This window comes from Ancalomicrobiaceae bacterium S20, from assembly GCA_040269895.1.
Taxonomy (GTDB): domain Bacteria; phylum Pseudomonadota; class Alphaproteobacteria; order Rhizobiales; family Ancalomicrobiaceae; genus Methyloraptor; species Methyloraptor flagellatus.
In genome coordinates, this window is sequence record CP158568.1 from 1,532,903 (window position 1) to 1,553,778 (window position 20,876).

16 protein-coding genes, 1 pseudogene and 1 riboswitch are annotated in these 20,876 nt (G+C 68.5%); of the genes and pseudogenes, 8 read left to right on the plus strand and 9 right to left on the minus strand.

Translation table 11 applies throughout. The features are described from left to right. Entirely contained in the window at nucleotides 1-1,215 is a 1,215-nt protein-coding gene (locus ABS361_07185) for a DUF3419 family protein (protein ID XBY46011.1), read from the minus strand. Between the two features lie 306 nt (nucleotides 1,216-1,521). On the opposite strand from ABS361_07185, the gene ABS361_07190 reads away from it, so the two are divergent. The 4 genes from ABS361_07190 (at nucleotide 1,522) to ABS361_07205 (ending at nucleotide 7,056) form a co-directional block, all read left to right on the plus strand. Beyond that, nucleotides 1,522-3,624, plus strand: coding sequence for a molybdopterin oxidoreductase family protein (locus ABS361_07190; protein ID XBY46012.1), 2,103 nt, complete (start codon nucleotides 1,522-1,524; stop codon nucleotides 3,622-3,624). 213 nt (nucleotides 3,625-3,837) lie between these two features. After that, nucleotides 3,838-4,188, plus strand: coding sequence for a hypothetical protein (locus ABS361_07195; GenBank protein ID XBY46013.1), 351 nt, complete (start codon nucleotides 3,838-3,840; stop codon nucleotides 4,186-4,188). A gap of 479 nt (nucleotides 4,189-4,667) precedes the next feature. After that, nucleotides 4,668-6,650 (plus strand): HAMP domain-containing methyl-accepting chemotaxis protein, encoded by a 1,983-nt coding sequence (locus ABS361_07200; protein ID XBY46014.1) that lies wholly within the window; start codon nucleotides 4,668-4,670, stop codon nucleotides 6,648-6,650. A gap of 145 nt (nucleotides 6,651-6,795) precedes the next feature. Further along, nucleotides 6,796-7,056 (plus strand): hypothetical protein, encoded by a 261-nt coding sequence (locus ABS361_07205; GenBank protein ID XBY46015.1) that lies wholly within the window; start codon nucleotides 6,796-6,798, stop codon nucleotides 7,054-7,056. A gap of 113 nt (nucleotides 7,057-7,169) precedes the next feature. Here the strand turns inward: ABS361_07205 and tyrS are convergent. Both tyrS and ABS361_07215 read right to left on the minus strand, forming a co-directional pair. After that, nucleotides 7,170-8,422: pseudogene (gene tyrS / locus ABS361_07210) on the minus strand (tyrosine--tRNA ligase). Nucleotides 8,423-8,598: 176 nt separating this feature from the next. Then, nucleotides 8,599-8,874 carry a hypothetical protein gene (locus tag ABS361_07215; protein ID XBY46016.1) on the minus strand — a complete coding sequence of 92 codons (276 nt, stop codon included), beginning with the start codon at nucleotides 8,872-8,874 and terminating at the stop codon, nucleotides 8,599-8,601. A 171-nt stretch (nucleotides 8,875-9,045) separates the two neighbouring features. Between ABS361_07215 and ABS361_07220 the strand changes: the two genes are divergently transcribed. Further along, the gene (locus tag ABS361_07220; protein XBY46017.1) at nucleotides 9,046-10,185 is read left to right on the plus strand and encodes an anhydro-N-acetylmuramic acid kinase; all 1,140 of its coding nucleotides are present in this window, start codon (nucleotides 9,046-9,048) and stop codon (nucleotides 10,183-10,185) included. A 102-nt stretch (nucleotides 10,186-10,287) separates the two neighbouring features. Here the strand turns inward: ABS361_07220 and dapB are convergent, their stop codons facing one another. Together dapB and ABS361_07230 are read right to left on the minus strand one after the other, a co-directional pair. Further along, complete coding sequence (gene dapB, locus ABS361_07225; protein XBY46018.1) at nucleotides 10,288-11,094, minus strand: 4-hydroxy-tetrahydrodipicolinate reductase; 807 nt, start codon at nucleotides 11,092-11,094, stop codon at nucleotides 10,288-10,290. 11 nt (nucleotides 11,095-11,105) lie between these two features. Then, entirely contained in the window at nucleotides 11,106-11,759 is a 654-nt protein-coding gene (locus ABS361_07230) for an alpha/beta hydrolase (protein ID XBY46019.1), read from the minus strand. 242 nt (nucleotides 11,760-12,001) lie between these two features. Here ABS361_07230 and ABS361_07235 point away from each other — a divergent pair, with 242 nt between their 5' ends. Next, nucleotides 12,002-12,913 carry a 5'-methylthioadenosine/S-adenosylhomocysteine nucleosidase gene (locus ABS361_07235; GenBank protein ID XBY46020.1) on the plus strand — a complete coding sequence of 304 codons (912 nt, stop codon included), beginning with the start codon at nucleotides 12,002-12,004 and terminating at the stop codon, nucleotides 12,911-12,913. Between the two features lie 75 nt (nucleotides 12,914-12,988). On the opposite strand, the gene ABS361_07240 is transcribed toward ABS361_07235, so the two are convergent. Together ABS361_07240 and ABS361_07245 are read right to left on the minus strand one after the other, a co-directional pair. Then, on the minus strand, nucleotides 12,989-13,642 hold the full coding sequence (locus tag ABS361_07240; protein ID XBY46021.1) for an energy-coupling factor ABC transporter permease: 654 nt from the start codon (nucleotides 13,640-13,642) through the stop codon (nucleotides 12,989-12,991). A 57-nt stretch (nucleotides 13,643-13,699) separates the two neighbouring features. Beyond that, nucleotides 13,700-13,906: riboswitch (cobalamin riboswitch) on the minus strand. Between the two features lie 109 nt (nucleotides 13,907-14,015). Next, entirely contained in the window at nucleotides 14,016-14,786 is a 771-nt protein-coding gene (locus ABS361_07245; protein XBY46022.1) for a response regulator transcription factor, read from the minus strand. 556 nt (nucleotides 14,787-15,342) lie between these two features. Between ABS361_07245 and ABS361_07250 the strand changes: the two genes are divergently transcribed. Both ABS361_07250 and ABS361_07255 read left to right on the plus strand, forming a co-directional pair. Further along, complete coding sequence (locus ABS361_07250; protein XBY46023.1) at nucleotides 15,343-16,398, plus strand: HD domain-containing phosphohydrolase; 1,056 nt, start codon at nucleotides 15,343-15,345, stop codon at nucleotides 16,396-16,398. Nucleotides 16,399-16,557: 159 nt separating this feature from the next. Further along, on the plus strand, nucleotides 16,558-16,944 hold the full coding sequence (locus ABS361_07255) for an Hpt domain-containing protein (protein ID XBY46024.1): 387 nt from the start codon (nucleotides 16,558-16,560) through the stop codon (nucleotides 16,942-16,944). Between the two features lie 47 nt (nucleotides 16,945-16,991). On the opposite strand, the gene ABS361_07260 is transcribed toward ABS361_07255, so the two are convergent. Together ABS361_07260 and ABS361_07265 are read right to left on the minus strand one after the other, a co-directional pair. Further along, a complete protein-coding gene (locus ABS361_07260; protein XBY46025.1) occupies nucleotides 16,992-17,537 on the minus strand; it encodes a hypothetical protein in 546 nt (181 codons plus the stop codon). Nucleotides 17,538-18,108: 571 nt separating this feature from the next. After that, nucleotides 18,109-20,751, minus strand: coding sequence for a hypothetical protein (locus tag ABS361_07265; GenBank protein ID XBY46026.1), 2,643 nt, complete (start codon nucleotides 20,749-20,751; stop codon nucleotides 18,109-18,111). Between the last annotated feature and the right edge of the window lie 125 nt (nucleotides 20,752-20,876).

The window sequence follows — 20,876 nt, forward strand, 5'->3', positions numbered from 1 at the left end:
TCAGTCCTTCAGGACGTAGAGGTGGAACGCGCCGTAGATCGACGAGCGATCCCGCGCGGTGCCCTCGCGGCTCGCCTCGGCGTCATAGGCCCAGCGATCGATCAGGTCGGCGGGCAGGGCGGTCTCCAGCGGGCTCTCCGCGCCAGCGGTGCGGAAGATCACGCGTGCGCCCAGGCGGGCCGTGCGGGTGATCTCGACCCAGAGCTCCGTCATCTGTTCGGCGCTCATCCAGTCCTGCGCGTCGAGCAGCACGTAGCCGTCGAGCGAGGCGGCGTCCTCGCTGGCGAGATGATCGGTCATCGAGGCGTGCTTGACGGCGACGCGGCGCGAGTTGTCGCGCACGCGCTCGTAGGCGTCGCGGCGCAGATAGGGCGGCACGGCGCGGCGGCCGTCGCGATCATAGGAGCGGCCGAAGGCCTGCCAGGCGAAGTAGTTGTCCTCGAGCGGGAAGTCGCAGGCGAGCCGCTCCAGCCGGCCGCGGAGCAGGCCGGCCATGTCGCCGCCCGAGGCCGCGTTCAGGTAGGCGAACTGAGCCGGCGGGATGCCGAGGCCGTAGAGCGAGACCGGCATCCGGCACAGCGCGCGCACGAGCTTGGTGTCGAAGACCGGCGCCAGCGTCTCCTCGAACAGGCGGCGCTGTTCCTCGAGGCTGGTGGCGTTCATCATCTTGCGCGGGTTCTTGCCGTAGGCGCGCGCCACGAGATGCGTGACCGAGATGAAGCGGCCGAGCAGGCCGTACTGGTAGACGTTGCGCGCGAACATGCGGATGCGCCGGCCGGAGAACAGGCGGCGCTTCTCCCAATAGGCGCGGGTCACGGGATCGATCTTGTCGGCGAGGTGGCGGTCGTAGAGCGCGACGTTCGCCTTCTCGTCGGCATGGCCGAAGAAGCGGAAGAACGGCTCGTAGCCCGGCAGTTCGCGGATCGCGGTCAGCTTGAGGTTCAGCAGCGCCACGTGGGCCGGGTTCAGGTCGACGGCGGTGATGTGCTCCGGATCGGCGGTCAGGTAGCTCATCACGTTGCAGCCGCCCGAAGCGATCGTCACGAGCCGCTTGCCGGGGCCGAGGCGCAGCGCGGCCATGTCGACGTCCGGATCCTCCCAGATCTGCGGATAGACCAGGCCCGAGAAGGCGAGCGTGAACAGCCGCTCGAGCATGCCTTGCTTCGAGGCGAGCGGATTGGCGTGCACGGCATCGCTGAGGAGTTCGTTTTTCATCGGCTTTCGAGCCCCGTCCTGTTCTGTGCGGGAAGCCGCGGTTCCCGTCTCGCTCCCGTCCACGGGGCGAGCCGCTCGCGCTCCCTCGGCGCCGCGATTCGGCAGCCGGCTATGGGGTGGGACTTCAACCATGGCTCGATCACGGATTTGCGACAGCGGCGACGGATCGAGAACAATCGTCCGCCCGTGCATAGGTGGCCGCAATCACGTTCGCTTGCGCGGGTCGGTGCCCGCGGCCATTGTCTGGCCGCCGGCGTGGCGTCGCTCCGATCGAGCGGCGTCGCCGGTCGCATTGGGAGATCGATCTTGAACAGGCCCGTCAACATGCGCATCGGCCATTCGGCCTGTCCGCACGATTGTCCGTCGACCTGCGCGCTCGACGTGGAAGTGCTCGACGAGCGCACGATCGGGCGCATCCGCGGCGCCTCCGACAATGCCTATACGGCCGGCGTCATCTGCGCCAAGGTCGCGCGCTATGCCGAGCGCGTGCACCATCCCGACCGGCTGATGCAGCCGATGCGGCGCACCGGCCCGAAGGGCTCGGGCCAGTTCGCGCCGATCTCCTGGGACGAGGCGCTCGACCGCATCGCGGAAGCCTTCATCGCGGCCGAGACCCGGCACGGCGCCGAGACCGTATGGCCTTACTTCTACGCCGGCACCATGGGGCTGGTGCAGCGCGACGGCATTGAGCGGCTGCGCCATGCCAAGCGCTACTCCGGCGAATTCGGCACGATCTGCACCAATCTCGCCTGGACCGGCTATATCGCCGGCACCGGCCGGCTCGCCGGGCCCGACCCGCGCGAGATCGCCAAGTCCGATTTCGTGGTGATCTGGGGCACCAATGTCGTGGTGACCCAAGTCAACGTGATGACCCACGCCGCCCGTGCCCGCAAGGAGCGCGGTGCCAAGATCGCGGTCGTCGACATCTACCGCAATGCCACGATGGATCAGGCCGACCTGCCGCTGATCATCCGGCCCGGCACCGACGCGGCGCTCGCCTGCGCGGTCATGCATGTGCTGTTCCGTGACGGTCTTGCCGACCGCGCCTATCTCGCCCGCTATTCCGACGCGCCGGAAGAACTGGAGGCGCATCTCCAGTCGCGGACGCCGGAATGGGCGGCGGCGATCACCGGGCTCACCGTTGCCGAGATCGAGGAATTCGCGCGGCTGATCGGCACCACCAAGCGCACGTTCTTCCGCCTCGGCTACGGTTTTTCGCGCAGCCGCAACGGCGCGGTTGCGATGCATGCGGCCGCGTCGATCGCGACGGTCGCCGGCTCCTGGCAGTACGAGGGCGGCGGCGCCTTCCACAACAACGGCGCGATCTACAAGCTGAACAAGAAGATGATCGAGGGTCTCGACGTGCGCGACCGGTCGGTGCGCATGCTCGACCAGTCGCGCATCGGCCCGATCCTGACCGGCGATGCGGACGCCCTGAAGGGCGGGCCGCCGGTCACCGCGATGCTGATCCAGAACACCAATCCGGTGACGGTCTGCCCCGAGCAGGCGCTGGTGCGCCAGGGGTTCGCGCGCGAGGATCTGTTCGTCGCGGTGCACGAGCAGTTCATGACCGACACGGCACGGATGGCCGATATCGTCCTGCCGGCGACGCAGTTCCTCGAGCACGACGACATCTACAAGGGCGGCGGCCACCAGTATATCCTGTTCGGACCGAAGCTGATCGAGGCACCGGGCGAGACGCGCGAGAACCATTTCGTGCATGTCGAACTCGCCAAGCGGCTCGGCGTCACGCATCCGGGCTTCGACATGACCGCGCGCGAGCATATCGACTGGATGCTGCGGCATTCCGGCTTTCCGGGCGGATTGCCGGAACTGGAGGAGAAGCGCTTTCTCGACTGCCAGCCGGACTTCGAGACTGCGCATTACCTGCGCGGCTTCGGCCATCCGGACGGCAAGTTCCGGTTCAAGCCGACCTGGACCAAGGTCATGGCGCCGAACGACGGCCCGATGGGGCCTTGGCGGGACATGCCGAAGCTGCCCGACCAGTGGGACGTCATCGAGGCGGCCGACGAGGCCCATCCGTTCCGGCTCGCAACGCCGCCGGCGCGCAACCTGCTGAACTCGACCTTCACCGAGACGCCGACCGCCGGCGCGCGCGAAGGCGTGCCGAGCCTGCTCATGCATCCGGAGGACGCTGCGCGGCTCGGTCTCGCCGAAGGGGCGACGGTCGAGGTCGGCAACGGGCGCGGCGTGGTGCGGCTGACGCTGAAGCTGTTCGACGGCCTGCGGCGCGGCGTGGTGATCCACGAGGGCATTCGCAGCAACACCAGCTTCGCCGACGGGCAGGGCATCAACACGCTGGTCGGCTCCGATCCGGCTGCGCCCTATGGCGGCGTCGCCTTCCATGACAACAAGGTCTGGGTGAGGGACGCGGAGCCGTTACAGTAGGCGCGGGGCGCGCGCCGCTCGAAGACTACCGTCGCGGCGCACGGTGTCCGGTCGGCAACACTGCCGGCGTCATCGCACGGACCGAAACGTCTGTGGGCACCGCCGGGCGCCGCGCCCCTTGAGCGGGCTGCCGGGCAGCGTTAACGAGGTCGCCGCGGCACCGGGCGCGAGTCCGGATATTCGGAACATGAGTTGATTTCAGAGGGGGCGGGCATGGCGACCGTGTCGATCCAGGCCGGAAAGTTGGCGTCTCTCGCGGTGGCGATCGCGCTCGCCGCGGGCAGCATTGTTCAAGGCGGCGCGGCCTTCGCGCAGTCGATCCCGGAGAAGACGGTCACGCGCGACCTCGTGCGGCGTCTCCTGGTCGATTCCTGCGTCTATTCGATCTCCGCGCGCGCCGAGGCCGACCGCAAGGTGGTCGTCGACGCCTGCCAGTGTTCGTCGGCGAAGTTCATCAAGGGCGTCGACGAGAAGGACATCGCCGAGCTCCAGGGCCGCGCCGAACTGCCGGGCGAGTGGGTCCGCACGGTCGAGGCCGGCACTGCCCAGTGCGGCAAGCGCTGATCAACAGATCGACCGAGTGTTTGGGGGCCGTCCGCCGCGAGGCGGGCGGCTCTTGTCGTTTTGAAATGCCTGCCGTGATCGCGGACGCTGCAGACATCGCGGCAGCGCCGGGTCAGATCTTGGGAAACGCTCTGCAGACAAAGGCGGCGGCGCGGCCCTGAGCGACTCCGGAGTAATACGTATGATTTCAGTCCGATCGCTGGCCCGGACAGACCATCCGGACGTCTGTGGCGGCTTCGTCTCGCCCAATTGCTGCGGTGATATGAAATTCGACTGAAGACCGTATACAATCCAATCAATTCCAATACTAAGACGATCTATTTTGTACGAGCCGATGATGTCTAATATTTCTGATAAGGCCCATAGAATATGATCTGGGTGTTTTTGCTCGCGCAAATTTACCTTACGTCATGAATTAGATTCCATTAACTCGACTCTGACATTTTCAAATAGGGAGAACTAATCGACTGAGGAATGAAATGTTCACGCGACTGGACGGCATGGTTTCGACCGCGATCAAACTTCTGGTGGTGTCGATCTTGTTCATGGTCCCGGTCGTGTTGCTGGGGCAACTTTTCGTCACCCAGTCCAACAAGGACATCGCCTTCGGCGACAAGGAGATCGCCGGGGTCGCTTATCTGAAGGTGGTGTGGCCGGTCGTGTCCGGGCTTGCCGCGGACCCGTCCCGAGGCGTCCCGGCGGCTTCGCTGGACGGGCTGGCGCGGGTCGGCGCGGCCTGGGACGCCGACATGGCCAGCGCGGCGGCGCGGCAGTCGCTCGAGGCGGCGTTGAAGAGCTTTGTGCCTGCCGCTCCCGGGCCGGCGCGCGACGCCGCGGCCGCGCTGATCGCCAAGGTGGCGGACGGCTCAAACCTCACGCTCGATCCCGATCTCGACACCTATTATGTCATGGACGCGCTGACGACCAAGCTGCCGGAAGTCGCCCGCGCTTCGGTCGATCTGCGGGACGGTCTCGCGGCCCTGGCGCCGAGCGCCTCGACGCATGAGCGCGCCGAGGTGCTGATCGCGCTCGGCCGGCTGCGCACGGCGCTCGACGGGCTCGGTAACTCGCTCGATTCGGCTCACGCGGCCCGTGTCGACGGTTCGCTCGGCGCGGCTCTGGGACAGGCACGCGGGGCGCTGGCGGATGCGGCCAAGGCCTATGCCGACGCGGTGTCGGTCGCGATCGACGCAGATGCAGGTCGTCGCAAGGCGGCGCTCGATGCGGTCGAGCGCCATCATGGCGCCGTGCAGGCGGCGGCCGACGCCCTGTGGCGCCCGGCGGCGGTGCAACTCGACCGCATGCTGCGCGAGCGTGTCGGCGGGTTCCGGGCCCACCTGCAGTTCGAGATGACCATCGTCGTGTCGGTGGTGACGGCCACGCTGCTGATCGTCGGTGCGATCGGTTGGTCGATCCGCCGCAGCCTCGACAGGCTGACGCAGCGCATGAAGGCGCTGGTCGAGGGCGACGTGCAGAGCGCGATCCCCTACGTCGGCTATCGCAACGAGATCGGCGAAATCGCACGGGCGGTCACGGTGTTCCGGGATGCCCTGGTCAGGGTCGACCAGCTTTCCGCCGAGGCGGCGGATCACGAACGCGCGGCCGCGGCTGCGCGCCGGGAAGCGACGCTGCTGCTCGCCAATCAGTTCGAGGCGCGCGTCTCGGAGGTGGTGACCGTGGTCGCCGCGGCGGCGATCGAGGTCGAGAACACGGCGCAGTCGCTGACGCGCATCGCCGAACACACCTCGCAGGAAGGGACTGCCGCGCTCGGCATGGCGCAGACGTCGGGCTCGCGGATCCGCGCCGTGGCCGGCGGCGCCGGCCAGATCGAGGCGGAGGCGCGCGCCATCGCCGGTCGTCTCGTCGAGGCCGAGCAGGTCGCGGGCGAAGCGGAGCGGCGCGCCGCCGCCACGGGCGACACGATCCGCAAGCTCGCCGATGCCGCGGATCGGATCGGCGAAGTCGGCCGGTTGATCCAGGAGATCGCCGCGCAGACCAACCTGCTGGCGCTCAACGCCACGATCGAGGCGGCGCGAGCGGGCGAGACCGGCCGAGGCTTCGCCATCGTCGCCTCGGAGGTCAAGACGCTCGCCGCCCAGACCGGCCGGGCGACGGAGGAGATCTCCGGCCATGTCGGCGGCATACAGAGCGCCACGCGCGATGCTGTCGCCGCGATCGCGGCGATCAGCGATACGATCGGGGCCATGGGCCGGATCGCGCGCGAGACGACCGCGGCGGTCGATCGGCAGAATCAGGTAATCGGCGGCATCAACGGCGAGGCCAGCGCGGCCGTCAGCGATACCGACGGGCTCGGCCGGACGATCGCGACCGTCAGCGAGGCGGCCTCGGCGACCGACGGGGCGGCGCGAGACTCGCTTGCGGCCGCGCGCGAACTCGGCGAGCAGGCCGATCGCCTGCGCCGCGAGATCGACGATTTCGTCCGTGGTCTCAGGGCCGCGTGACTAGCGGCGGCGCGGCCCGGTCGCGTTTTTGGACATGGAATACCAAACGGTCTGACGTAAGGTTATTCTGCTTCAGACGGCGGCGCCGGTATCGGCACGGCCGTTCGTTCATTGTTGCCCTTCGATCCGAACAAGGTTTTGGTCCATGAAATTCACCACCGTGATCGCGGCCGTTGTCGTCGCCGCATCGATCACCCCTTCTTTCGCCGCCTGCGATCTCAAGGAAAAGGAGAAGGAGCTGACGTCCGTCATGGAAGGCCTCAAGAACAACGAGGCCGCGCAGCAGAAGCTCCTCGATCGCCTGATGGCCGACGGGCCGAAGGTCGAGGCCCTCGAAAAGGACGGCAAGCTCGACGAGGCCTGCGAGGTCGCCGAAGGCATCATCGACTACGCCAATGGCCTCTGATCCGGGCGCGCGCCAGCCAAGCTTTCGAACGAACGAGCCCGGCGCCGCTCTCGCGGGCCGGGCTCGTTCTTTTCGGTGTCTTGCGAGACCGCCGTGCGGCGCAGGCCGGTGCCTCAGCCGGCCTTGATCAGCACGTGCTTCTTCTTGCCCCAGGAGAGCTTGGCGACGCCGTCAGCGTTGAGGTCGGCTGGCGTGATGCGACGGTTCGGGTCGGCGACGACCTCGTCGTTGAGCCGGACGCCGCCGCCGGTCACATAGCGGCGTGCCTCGCTGTTCGATGCGGCGAAGCCGACCGCGGTGCAGGCGGCGAGCACCCGAGGCCGGCCGCGAGCTCGGTCTCGGCGACCAGATGCGTCGGCAGGTCGTCGGCGAGCGCGCCTTCCTCGAAGGTTTTCCGCGCCGTCTCGGCGGCGGCCTCGGCCGCCTCGCGGCCGTGCACGATCGCGGTCGCCTCGGTCGCCAGCACCTTCTTGGCTTCGTTGATCTCCGCGCCGCCGAGCGCGCCGAGACGGGCGATCTCGTCGAGCGACAGGCGCGTGAAGATCTTGAGGAAGCGTACGACGTCGGCGTCCTCGGTGTTGCGGAAGTACTGCCAGAACTCGTAAGGCGAGAACAGGTCGCCGTTGAGCCAGACCGCGCCGTTGGCGGTCTTGCCCATCTTGGCGCCCGACGAGGTGGTCAGGAGCGGCGTCGTCAGCGCGTAGAGCTGCGGGCCGCCCATGCGATGGCTCAGGTCGACGCCGTTGATGATGTTGCCCCACTGGTCGGAGCCGCCCATCTGAAGCTGGCAGCCGTAGCGCCGGTTGAGCTCGACGAAGTCGTAGCCCTGCATGATCATGTAGTTGAATTCGAGGAACGACAGCGACTGCTCGCGGTCGAGCCTGAGCTTCACCGAATCGAAGCTCAACATGCGGTTGACCGAGAAGTGCCGGCCGACGTCGCGCAGGAACTCGACATAGTTGAGCTTCAGGAGCCAGTCGGCGTTATTGACCATGAGCCCGTCGTTCGGGCCGTCGCCGAAGTGCAGGATGCGGCTGAAGATCTTCTTGATGCCCTCGATGTTGGTCGCGATCGTCTCGGGCGTGAGCAGCTTGCGCTGATCGTCGCGGAACGACGGATCGCCGACCATCGAGGTGCCACCGCCCATCAGCGCGATCGGCCGATGCCCGGTCTCCTGGAACCAGTGCAGCATCGTCGCCGAGATGAGGTTGCCGATGTGCAGGCTGGTCGCGGTCGCGTCATAGCCGACATAGGCCGTGACCGGCCCCTTCACGCACGCCGCGTCGAGACCCTGCGGGTCCGAGATCTGGTGGATGAAGCCGCGTTCGTCGAGAACGCGCAGGAAGTCGGACTTGAATGCGCTCATGATGGTCGGAAACCCTGATCGGAGCCGGAAGCGGCTGCCGGCGTCGGGGCCGTCCGAGAGGTCGGACGGGTCGGTTCCGACGCCGTGACGGGCTCATAGCACCGTTCATCGGCGATTTCACGTGGGGAGAGAGAGAGAGAGAGAGAGAGAGAGGAGACGTCGTGGCGTCCGGCTCGTCAGCGGTGGCGCAGGGCGATAAGGCCGACGATCGCGAGGATCAAGGTCGCGGCGATCGTCAGCAGGATCGTCACGGCCAGCCGGCGACCGCGGGAGAGCGGCGGCAGGGTCGCTTCGGCCGGCTCGCGCCGCGCCCGGACCACGCCGAAGAGGCTCGTCACCGCCGCCGCGCCGACGATGGATCCGCCGATCTGCCACAGCATGACACCGCCTGCCATCGGCATCTGGCTCCGGATCAAAAAGGTGCTAAGCACGATACCGATGACGACGCCCATGAGCGCGTGCTGGACAATGATCGCGGAACGCCTGGTCATGGGGCCGATCTCCCTCTTGCGGCCCCAGCCAGACCGGCAAATGCGAGGGCGGTCAAGATCGCGTGGGGGAAGCCCGGTGCGGGGCGCGGGGGGCTGTCCGGCCCGTCGTCGGAGCCTATGGAGGAGCGGTGAATGGCGCGGCGCTTGGCGATCGGTCTGATGAGCGGAACCTCGATGGACGGCATCGATGTCGCGGCGATCACAACCGACGGCGCGGGGTTCGTCCGCTTCGGCCAGACCATGCTCAGGGCCTATACCGAGGCCGAGAAGCAGGTGATCCGCGCGGCGCTCCAGGTTGCGCCGGGGCTCCAGGACCGGGCGGAACGGCCGCCGGAGCTGGCGCTCGCCGAGAGCCTCGTCACCGAGACCCACGCCGAGGCGGTCAATGCCTTCCTGGAGGCGACCGGCTACGAGGCGACCGACGTCGCGGTGATCGGCTTCCACGGCCAGACCGTGTTCCATGCGCCGGACCGGGGTCTCACCGTCCAGCTCGGTGACGGGCTGGCGCTCGCCCGCGCGGTCGGCGTGCCGGTCGTCTACGATTTTCGCGCGGCGGATGTCGCGGCCGGCGGGGAGGGCGCGCCGCTCGTGCCGATCTATCATGCCGCGCTCGTCGCCCGCTCCGAACTGCCGTTGCCGGTCGCGGTGCTCAATATCGGCGGCGTCGCCAACATCACCTATGTCGGCCGCTCGCCGGCGGAGATGGTCGGCATCGAGCCGGAGGCCGGCGACGGGCTCCTGGCCTTTGACTGCGGCCCCGGCAATGCGCTGATCGACGACTTCTGTCTCGCGCGCACCGGGCGCGCCTACGATCTCGACGGCCGGCTCGCGGCGGCCGGCCGGGTCGACGAGGCGGTGCTCGCGGCGCTGATGGCGCATCCGTTCTTCGATCGGCCGATCCCGAAATCGCTCGACCGCAACGCGTTTTCGCGCGCCGCGGTCGATCATCTGTCGACCGAGGACGGCGCGGCGACGCTGACCGCCTTCACCGCGGCGGCGGTGGCGCGCGGGCTCGCGCAACTGCCCGAACGTCCGGAGACGCTGATCGTCGCCGGCGGCGGTGCGCATAACCCTACGCTCACCGGCATGCTCAAGCTGCGCTGCAACACGGCGATCGTGCCGGCCGCCGATCTCGGCTGGTCGACCGACGGGCTCGAGGCGCAGGCCTTCGCCTATCTGGCGGTGCGCCACGTCGCCGGCCTGCCGATCAGCTTTCCGGGCACGACCGGCGTTCCGGTGCCGACGGTCGGCGGCGTGTTGGCGGTGCCCTGAGCCAACGCGCGGGGCGCGGTCCGGACACGAAAGACGGGCGCCGTTCATGCGAACGACGCCCGTTTTCGTGCTCGAAGTTCCCGGATGCGCGGAGCGTCCCGATCAGTCGAGGATTGCGTCCAGACCGCGGGTGAGGCCGACTCGGCCGATCACCTTGCGGGCGGCGAGCAGCGTGCCGGCGACATAAGGCGCAGCCGACGAGCCGGCGTCGTGGCGGATCACGAGCCGTTCGTCCGGCGCGCCGAACACCGCCTCGCAGGCGAGGACGAAGGACGGCAGCCGCAGCGAATGGACCTGCACCGGCTCCGGACCGCCGACCGCGGCGCCGCGGGTCGCTGGCAGACCGGAGAGTTCCGAAACCGGCTTCGAGGTCGCCGCCTGCCGGACGCTCGCCAGCGTCTCGGCCAGCTCGCGCGCCGTGCCGGACGGCGTATCGGGCTTCTTGGCCGAGGCATAGTCGATGATCTCGACATCGGCGACGTACTTTGCGGCCTCGAGCGTGAAGCGCTTCAGCAGCGTCGCGGTGATCGAGAAATTGCCGGCGGCGATGACGCCCTTGCCGGCCGCCTTGGCGGCGGCGTCGATCTCAGCATAGTCGTCGGCGCCGAGGCCGGACGTGCCGATCACGACGTTGCGGCCGGCGGCGAGGGCGGCGAGCGTGTTCGCCTTCACCACATGCGGCTTGGTGTAGTCGATCACCACATCCGAGGGCGCGGCGAGCGCGGCCCCGATCTCGGCGGCGACGGTCACGCCGGTCGGCGCGAGGCCGATCGCCGTTCCGGCGTCCTGTCCGGCCGCGGCACGCGACAGGGCGCCGGCGAGTTCCAGGTCCGGGGCGGCGAGCACGGCCGGCACGAGCGCCTTGCCGACCCAGCCGGTCGCGCCGGCGACGACGATCCGAATGGTCATCGCGGCGTTCCTCAGGCGGCGTCGGAAGCGGCGAGGCGCTTGTCGAGGTAGCCCTCGCAATGCGCCATCAGATCCTCGACCTTGTTTTCGAAGAAGTGGTTGGCGCCCTCGATCACCTTCTGCTCGATGGTGATGCCCTTCTGGGTCTTCAGCTTGTCGACCAGACCCTGGACGTCCTTCAGCGGCACGACCTTGTCGATGTCGCCATGGATGATCAGGCCCGAGGACGGGCAGGGGGCGAGGAACGAGAAGTCGTTCAGGTTCGCCGGCGGGGCGATCGAGATGAAGCCTTCGATCTCCGGCCGGCGCATCAGGAGCTGCATGCCGATCCAGGCGCCGAAGGAGAAGCCGGCGATCCAGCAGGACTTGGCGTCCGGGTGGATGGTCTGCGCCCAGTCGAGCGCGGCAGCGGCGTCGGAGAGCTCGCCCGCGCCATGGTCGAATTCGCCCTGGCTGCGGCCGACGCCCCGGAAGTTGAAGCGCAGCACCGCGAAGCCGCGCTTCGCGAACATGTAGAACAGCTGGTAGACCACCTGATTGTTCATCGTGCCGCCGAACTGCGGATGCGGATGCAGGATCAGCGCGATCGGAGCATTGCGCACCTTGGCCGGCTGGAAGCGGCCTTCGATGCGGCCGGCGGGTCCGTTGAAAATGACCTCGGGCATAGGGTGGTTCGACCTCGGCTCTTGGCGGCGGCGCGCCGGGTATCGGCGCGGCCTGCGGTCGCGGGCTGGCCGCGACGGCGAAAGGGGGTTCCCTGTTAACATGGTGCGGGGGGTGGATTTCAACAATTTCGTGCGGGTCGAAAAGAAGAAGCCGGTGTCGTCCGGTTCGGCACTCGACTTGCTAGGGTTCGGCACCGGCCTCGCTCGAGTGGAGCGGCGCCAGATCCATCCGGAGATGCTTCATGGTTCGCAGTCGATCGTTCGCCCTCGTTCTGGTCGCGCTTCTGGCGTCGATCGCGCTCTGGCGCCCGGCGCGCGCCGACGACACGCCGCGGATCGCTGTCGTCTCGGCCTTCGCGCCCGAATGGACCCTGCTGCTCGGCGCGCTGGAGAACCGCAAGGACGAGACGATCGCCGGCACGACCTTCGCGACCGGACGGCTCGAGGGCAAGGAGGTCGTCTTGTTCCTGAGCGGCGTCAGCATGGTCAACGCGGCGATGACCACCGAACGGGCGCTCGACCGCTTCAAGATCACCGCGATCGTCTTCTCCGGCATCGCCGGCGGCGTCGATCCGGGTCTTTCGATCGGCGACGTCGTGGTCCCGGATACCTGGGGCCAGTATCTCGAGCTGGTCATGGCGCGGCAGGTCGGCGACGGCTGGAAGGTGCCGCCGTTCTTCGGCACGCCTTTTCCGAACTACGGCATGATGTTCCCGCAGCCGGTCGAGATCGCGCGCGCCGGCGCGGCAAAGCCGGAGAAACTGTTCTGGATCGCGGCCGACGCCAAGCTGGTGGCGCTCGCCCGCGAGATCGCGGCGACGGTCAAGCTCGATGCCTGCGCCAAGGGGGGCGCCTGCCTGTCCGCGCCGCCGAAGCTCGCCGTCGGGGGCAAGGGCGTGTCCGGATCGGCCTTCGTCGACAACGCGGCGTTCCGCGCCTGGGTGTTCGACACGTTCAAGGCCGAGGTGCTCGACATGGAGAGCGCGGCTGTGGCGCATGTCGCGTCGAGCCACGGCGTGCCCTTCGTGGTGTTTCGCAGCCTGTCCGACCTCGCGGGCGGCGGACCGGGCGAGAACGAGATCGGCACGTTCTTCCAACTGGCCTCGGACAATTCCGCCAGGGTCGTGAAGGCTTTCGTGGCGGCAATGCCGTGAGGCGCAAGAGCCGGTGCAACGAAAACGGCCCCGGCAATGTGCCGGGGCCGTCGTTCTCATCGGATCGTCTCGGGTTCAGTGCGCCAGATTGAGCCGGCCGAGCTCCGAATAGGTCGCGAGCGGCTTCAGGTCGCGCCAGCGGGCCATCACGGTCACGGTCGTGAAGGTGATCAGCGCCTCGGCCAGGAACACCGGCAGGTAGGCGAGCGCCCAGCGCGCCCAGTCCGCGACCGGCACGGCGTCGTTGGAGATCAGGAGCCAGAAGCCGACCATGGCGGAAACGCCGGCATAGTAGACCGCGTCGATGCGCAGCACGCGGGCGAGCGACAGGCGGTCCGTGCCGGAGGCGGCGAACAGACGCTTGCCGTAGGTCTCGTGGACGGCGATCAGCGGCACCATCAGCGACAGCGAATTGACGCCGATGTGGACGAGATCCTCGGGTTCGACGAGGGTCTGGAGCGCCAAGCCGAGGCCGAAGCCGACCAGCGTCGGCGAAAGGCCGAACAGGAGATACACGGTCGTCGCGCCGATCAGGTGCAGTTCGGACGGGCCGACGGCGAGATGCCAGCTCTGCATCAAAACCGAGAAGACCACTGCGGCCAGCACGGTCTTCACGATGCGGACCGGTTCCTTGATGAAGGACGGAAGCTGCGAGGCGACGAGCGTCAAGGCCACGGCATTGGCCGCGGCAACGCGCACGGGATCGATGATCCCGGGTTCGATATGCATGGGAACCCCCGAGGGCCGTGCCCGCCGCACGGCCGTGATGAACCTGCGGCGCAACGGCAGGATGGCGCCGGCTTCGGCAGGTTTCCCGGCTCGCGGCACTCGCCCCGCCACACCTTCCCAGCCGCTCGGCCAGTGGATCCGTGGGGGACCGCCGCTCACGGTCGCGGGGGCGGCTGCGGTCTCGGAGCGTCCGTGACGGACCTCTCCCCACCGCATTCCCTCTCGGGCGATCCGATCGCCCTCACCGAAGCGGAGCCATGATCGGCCGGAACCCGAGGCGGTTCAAGACCTCGGATTACGTATGGGGCAATCCAGCGCCGGTACTTTGGTCGCAGCCGGCAGTGCCTTGCGCGAGGCCGAAGCGCGCCGTCGTTCAGCGCGTCTCACCCTGGAACAGGTAGCCTTCGCCGCGCACGGTGCGGATGAAGCGCGGGCGGGTCGGGTCCGGCTCGATCTTCTTGCGCAGGCGGGTGATGCGGATGTCGATCGAACGATCGTCGTCGGCGGGGGCGCGGCCGTGGGCGAGTTCGGAGAGCTGGCCGCGCGACAGCACGCGGTTCGGCCGGCTGACCAGAACTTCGAGCAGATCGAACTCCATCGCGGTCAGATCGACGATACGGTGGTCGGCGGTGGTCAGCCGGCGGGATTCGACGTCGAGCGTCATGTCGCCGAACACCAGCCGGCGGCCGGTCGTGCGCGGAACCATCGGTTCGGGGGCCGGCGGCGCCGGGTTGATGCGCCGGAGCACGCAGCGCAGCCGGGCCGCGAGTTCGCGCAGGTCGTAGGGCTTCACCAGGTAGTCGTCGGCGCCGACCTCGAGCCCGACGATCCGGTCGATCGGCCGATCCGCGCCGGTCGCGAAGACGATGCCGGTGTCGCCAGTCTCGCGCAGCCAGCGCGCCAGCGACAGGCCGTTCTCGCCCGGCATGTGGACGTCGAGCACCGCGACGTCGATCGTCTCGGTCTCGACCATGCGCCGGAACCCGACGGCGTCGCGCGCCGTCAGTACCTTGAACCCGTGCAGGCCGAGATAGTCGGCGACCATGTCGCGGATCTCGGGATCGTCGTCGACGAGGCCGACGGTCGGCGCGGGCGCGACGGCGGTCGCGGCAGGGGCGAAGAGATGGGGGGTCGACATACCCATGTTCGTACTCCCTCGGGAGCGCTTACGACCCGCCGCTCGGTGAGCGTGCCCGCCTCGACGGCGGGTGGGCAAAGGTCGGCAGCGCGTTGAAAGATCCGGTATCGAAAAGAGATGCAGCGGCGTTCGCCTCGCAATGCAATCCGGCTCGGCACTCGCGACGGTGCCGGCGGTCCTTTCCCTCCTCGGCGCCGAAACGAGCACCTGACGGATCTGGATCGCGACCGCCGCGGCGATGCTCCGCTGCCGGATACATGCTCTATGGACCGGTTCTGTTGCGCCAGTATCTCGTCGGGGCGGGTGTCGGTGCGATTTGTTGCTTGCACGGCCCGCCGACGCAATGCGGGGCAGGGTTCCCAGTCTGGGATTCCGCCGGGGGTGATCCTACGCACAAAGTCGTACGGCCGGTCGACAATTCCGGTTCCGGCTTGTTAAGCACAGCCGGCGATTGAGACAACTTCTCTGCAATGTATCTATAATTTTATCGACCCTGTTCATGGCTCTTGTGGAATTTCAGCGCGTACCGTCGAGGTCCGAAAACTGAAATATCGGAGCCGCGATGCGTGCCCTCATCGTCGATGACGACGCAGCCAGTCTCTCGCTGACGCAAGCGCTGGTCCGGCGCATGGCCGGGCTGGAAGCGCTCTGCTACGCCGATCCGGTCGCCTGCGTCGCCGATCTCGACCGGCTCGACGTCGATGTCGTGCTGCTCGACCACTGGATGCCGGGCATCGACGGCATTGCGCTGATTCGGCGGCTGCGCGCCCATCCGCGGCACCGGACGGTGCCGATCATCGTCGTGACCGCCGAGCACGAGCGCGCGGTGCGCGTCGAGGCCTTGATCGCGGGGGCGAACGACTTTCTGACCAAGCCTCTGGAGGCAGTCGAGTTCGAGGCACGCGTCGTCAACATGCTGGCGCTCCGGCGTGCCGAGCGGGATCTCGCCGACCGCAACGTGGTGCTGCAGGCCGAGGTCGACCGGGCGACCGCGACGATCGCCGCGCGCGAGGAGGAGATCATCCAGCGGCTCGCCCGCGCGGTCGAATACCGCGACACCGACACCGGCGACCACATTCGTCGCATGGCGGAACTGAGCCGGGTGATCGCCGAGGCGCTGGGCTTCGACGCCCAGGCGGCGCGGACCATCTATCTCGCCGCCTTCATGCACGACATCGGCAAGGTCGCGGTGCCCGACGCGGTTCTGTTCAAGCCCGGTGCGTTCACGCCGGAGGAGCGCCGGACCATGGAGGGGCATGCGCTCGTCGGCGAGGAGATCCTGTCCGGCAGCGTGAGCCCGCTGGTGCGCGCCGCATCCGAGATCGCCGGCGGTCATCACGAACGCTGGGACGGCTGCGGCTATCCGCGCGGGCTCGCCGGCGAGCGGATCCCGCTGCGTGCCCGCATCGCGGCGGTCGCCGACGTGTTCGACGCGCTGACCTCGCCGCGCCGCTACAAGCGGGCCTGGAGCCCGTCGGAGGCCCGCGACTACCTGCTCGGCCAGGCCGGTACGCAGTTCGATCCCGCCTGCGTCGCGGCACTCTTGTCGCGCTGGGAGCGCGCGCTCGCCATCGTCGATCGCTCCGGGGCGCGCCTCGACCTGCGCTCGGTTGCCTGATCCTCTCGTCGAACGGTGCGTTTTTCTGTACTGTGCGGTTTAGATCTTGGTCTTGGGGTCGAGAAAATGCACAAGGGTTCGGCGTTCGACGTCCCTGGATCCGACAAGGGGCGGTCCGATGATCACAGGTTCGATGCTCGCCCGTGCGAACGCTTCGGGGTGCCGGCCGGCGCCCCGTTCTTCGATCTGGCGCGTCGGAACCTGCTCCAGGACCAGCTCGGCGCAGCGGTGCTCGACGAGCTCGATCAGGTCTACTGGGACGGCGCGCCGCGTCTGCTGCAGCGGCTGCAGGACGCGGTCGCGAGCGGCGATCGCTGGGCCTGCGAGGGCTTGCTGCACACGATCGCCGGCTCGTCGCTGGATCTCGGCCTCGCCGCGGTCGCCAAGGCTGCGCGCGAGGAGCGTCGGCACCATGCGGCGGGGCTCGCGATCGACGTCGCGGCGATCGAGGCGGCGTTGCTCGGCACGCTCTCGGCCCGGCTCGGGGTCGGCAATTCCGCAAGCGACGGCGCCGCGAGCACCGCAGCCGGCGCGCCGGCGCAGTAAGGCGGCCTGAGCCCGCGCTTTCCCGATCGGCCCGGCGGCCGGGGCGTCTAACGCCGGCTGAAGCCCGTGACGCGCGACAGGATCAGCTTCAGCGGATCCGGCGCGAAGGCGCGGGTGACGAAGTCGTTGTGGACCGCGTCGCCCGCGTGGACCAGCGCGATGGTGCCGGGCTCGATCCGGCGCGGCAGGCCGCCGAGCGGGCGGATGCCGGCATGATTGAGCCGTTCCGTCAGCTCATGCGTGCCGCTGATCGAGGACGTGCCATAGGCGGCGACCAGGAAGGAGGCGCGGTGGCTGGCGAGGAAGCCGGCGAACACGTCGATCTCGCCATAGAGCGCATCGAGCGTGATCAGGCCCGCGACGCGGCCGTCGATCCGGCCGAGCGCCAGTGCCGAAGCGGCGGGAAAATAGCCGCCGGAATAGGCCACCAGGATCACCGGCGCGCCGGCCAGCGCCTTGCGGACCGCGGGGCCGCCGAGCTGGCCGGCACGATCGGCCGCCTCGCGCAGGAACAGGTCCGCGAAGCCCGGCTCCCAGAATCGGCCGGCGCTCGAGTCCAGCGCATCGACCGCGAATTGCGGCGCGACCAGCACGGCGTTGAGCCCGCTCTCGGCGACCTGCCGGGGACCTGCTGCCGCGCGATAACGTCGCGCGCGAGCGTCGCCTTGTTGCCGTGCAGGAACAGCACGATGGCCGCGCGGCGGTTCGGATCGAAACCGCGCGAGATCGCGATCAGCGCGCGGCGGTCGGAATAGGTGTCTTCGAGCGACAGGAAGCCGCCGCGCGGCGACAGGTGGCCGCGCTGTCCGTTGTGCTCGCCGTCGAGAAACGGCGTGCCCTTGCCGGGCACGGGACCATCATAGGGGAACGGCGAGTGCTCGAACGGCACCAGCGCCATGCGGGCGACGCCCGGCGGCAGCGGCTCGGCGGCTTCGGCGGTCATCGACGGGGCGCCGCGCGGCAGGGCCAGCGGCAGGGCGACAGAGCCGCCGCGGCGCCGAGCAGGCGCCGCCGATCGGTTCCGGCCATGGTTCGCGTCTCCTCAACCGAATCCGTCTCCCAGCCGGGCATGAGGATGGCACGGACGCGCCGCTGCCGGAACCCGGTCTCGTCGTCCGGTGCCGGAGGTGGGCGTTCGGGTGCGGCGCTTCGCGGGCGGCCCGTTCAGGCCGGTATCGGCCGCGCGTTCGGCATCGGCTTCAGCACCGCGAAGAACGACGGCAGGGCGACCAGATAGGCGCAGCCCGCGACGACCAGCACCCAGTTGAGGCCGAAGGAGGTCGCCACAATCGGGACGATCGCGGCGCCGACTACCGAGAAGCAGCCGTTGATGCCCCAGGCCCACAGGAACATCGGTTCCTTGCCGAGGCGCGCCAGCGTCGCCATCGCGGTCGGCATCGGCATGCCCATCAGGAAGGCGGGCGGGAAGATCAGCACGAAACAGGCCGCCAGGCGCAGTCCGTAGGGCTGGCTGCCGATCAGGTCGAGTGCGCGATCAAGGAAGAAGCCGTAGCCGATCAGCAGGGCGCCGATGCCGAGGAACACCAGCGGCATCACGGTGCGGGCGCGGTCGAGGAAGCGCTCGGTCACGAAGCTGCCGAGGCCGGAGAAGACCAGCATGCCGGTGATCAGAACCGAGGCCGAGACCGTCGCGTTCGACAGGGCGAGCACGAAGGTCGAGATCAGGCCGACCTCGACCATGATGTAGCCGAGGCCGAGACAGGCGAAATAGACGATGGTCAGCGCCTTGCCCGGTGCACGCGAGAAGATCGTCCGCCAGCCGAACACGACCGGGATCAGGATCAGCGACAGCGCGGTCAGGCAGGCGATGGCGAGTGTCGCCCACAGGAGCAGATAGCCCCATTCGTCCTGCATGATCTCCAGCCGGTCGAGCACGCGCGGCAGGTCGCCCGGCTTCACATAGGCCGCGAAATAGGGGCGGGCGTTGGTGAGCGGCCTCGCATCGAAGACGTAGTCGCGTTCGAGCGTCGTATGGTCGCCGGCGACGAGATGCTGCCAGGCGAGCCGGCCGAGGCGGGTGGCTGGTAAAGGTCCGTCGCCGACGGGCTCATCGGCATCCGGGGCCGGTCCGGCCGCCGTCTCCGGGCTCGACCCCGCGGGGGCGACGGCCGCGGGCTTCGCCTCCGGCCGTCCGAAGATGCCGTCCTTGTAGGTCCGCAGCAGTTCGGCGTCGCCGGCCGGATCCGCCGCGATGCCCGGATAATAGATCTCGTCGAAGGACATCGCCTTCGTATGCGTCTTCAGCGCCTCGATCTCGGCCGGGGTAAAACCGCCGCGCTTGTAGAGCACGGTCGCGGTCGACAGATAGCTCGAGGCGACGAAGAAGCCGTCGGCGACGTGATCCGGATCGAGCGACCGGGCGGCGGAAGCCATGGTCGCGTAGAGCTTCAGGATCGACTTCGGCGGCTCTTCCTTGTTCCAGAGCGTCACCGACAGGATGCCGCCCGGCGCCAGCGCGCGCATGTAGGTCGACATCGCCTCGCGGGTGTAGCCGTATTTCTCGACGATCGCGAAGCCGCCGGGGTTCGACAGGCCGGCGCTGTCGGCGAGGCTCAAGTCGACCACGTCGAACTTCTCGCTCGTCTGCGCCAGATGCAGGCGGCCGTCGTAGTCGACGACCTTCACGCGCGGATCGGCGAGCACGTCGCCGGTGAAGGCCTTGACGCCGGGATCAGTGCGGAACAGCGTCAGGATCGCCGGATTTCCCTCGGCGACAGTCACCTGTTTCGAGCCGGAGCGCAGCGCGACCGTGGTCGAGATGCCGCCGCCGAACTGCACGACGAAGGTCTTCGCATCCTTCTTGAGGATGTACGGATAGACCATTGGCAGATAACGGAAATAGGCCGTCTGCGCGTCGGGCAGCGTCTTGATGATGCCGCTCGGGCCTTCGCCATCGACATAGAGGCCGAGATAAGCGTTGGCCGGCATTTCGGCGAGGTTGAAGGCGGCGTTGTCGGAGAGGCCCGGCGCGAAGTGGAGATAGGAACTGGCGTAGACCTCGATGTGGCCGAACGGGGTCGGCCGCTCGTAGGTCTTGGTCGCGTCCGGGAACTTCCGCGCGTAGGCGACACCCTTGTAGTCGGAGACCGCGAGCTTGGTCAGGCCGAAATGCGGGGCGGACGCATGGACGCCGAGCGCCAGCACGGCCGAGGCGACGACGACCGCCGCCCCGCGCCGGTCGCCGAGGCCGAAGAACCAGAACAGGCTGCCGGCTAGCCAGACGATCAGCGGCACGACGATCAGGTCTTCGGGCGGGAAGACATACATCATCGCGAGGAACACGAGGCCGGTCAGGCCGGAGCCGGTCAGATCGGCGAAATAGACCCGGCCGAAGCCGGTGCGCGCCTTCAGGAACACCGTGCCGAGGAACACCGCGCCGGCGAGGAACGGCGCCAGATAGAGCACGAAGTTGCCGAACAGGCGCCATTTCTGCGCCGGGTCGGAGACCAGGAAGATCGCGTTGAACGGAATCTGCTGGGCGAGAAGGTTGGCCCCGACCGCGAGCGGCCCGAGCAGGATCAGCGATCCGGCCGCGACCGGTTTCCAGTGCCGGTCGAACCAGCCGGTCGCCACGCACATGACCGCCGAGGTCAGGCCGAAGCCGAGCATGGCGAGCGACACGACGAAGGAGCCGAAATGCGCCCACGAGCCGACCGAGAACAGCCGCATGATGCCGATCTGCAGCGCGATCACGGCGCCGGCGACGAGGCCGACCGAAAGGTAGAGCGCGAGCGGGGATCGGAAGGCGGCGCCGAGGCCGGCGTCGGTGCGGGGCGGGGCGATCATCGGCATCCTTGGTCGCCCGCGGAGCCGGGTTCGGCCCCGCCGCGGCGAGCGGCTGAAAGGGTTGCGGGTTCGCTGCACGCGAAAGGCCCCGTTCGGAGGAACGGGGCCGATCGTCGGGTTCGTCG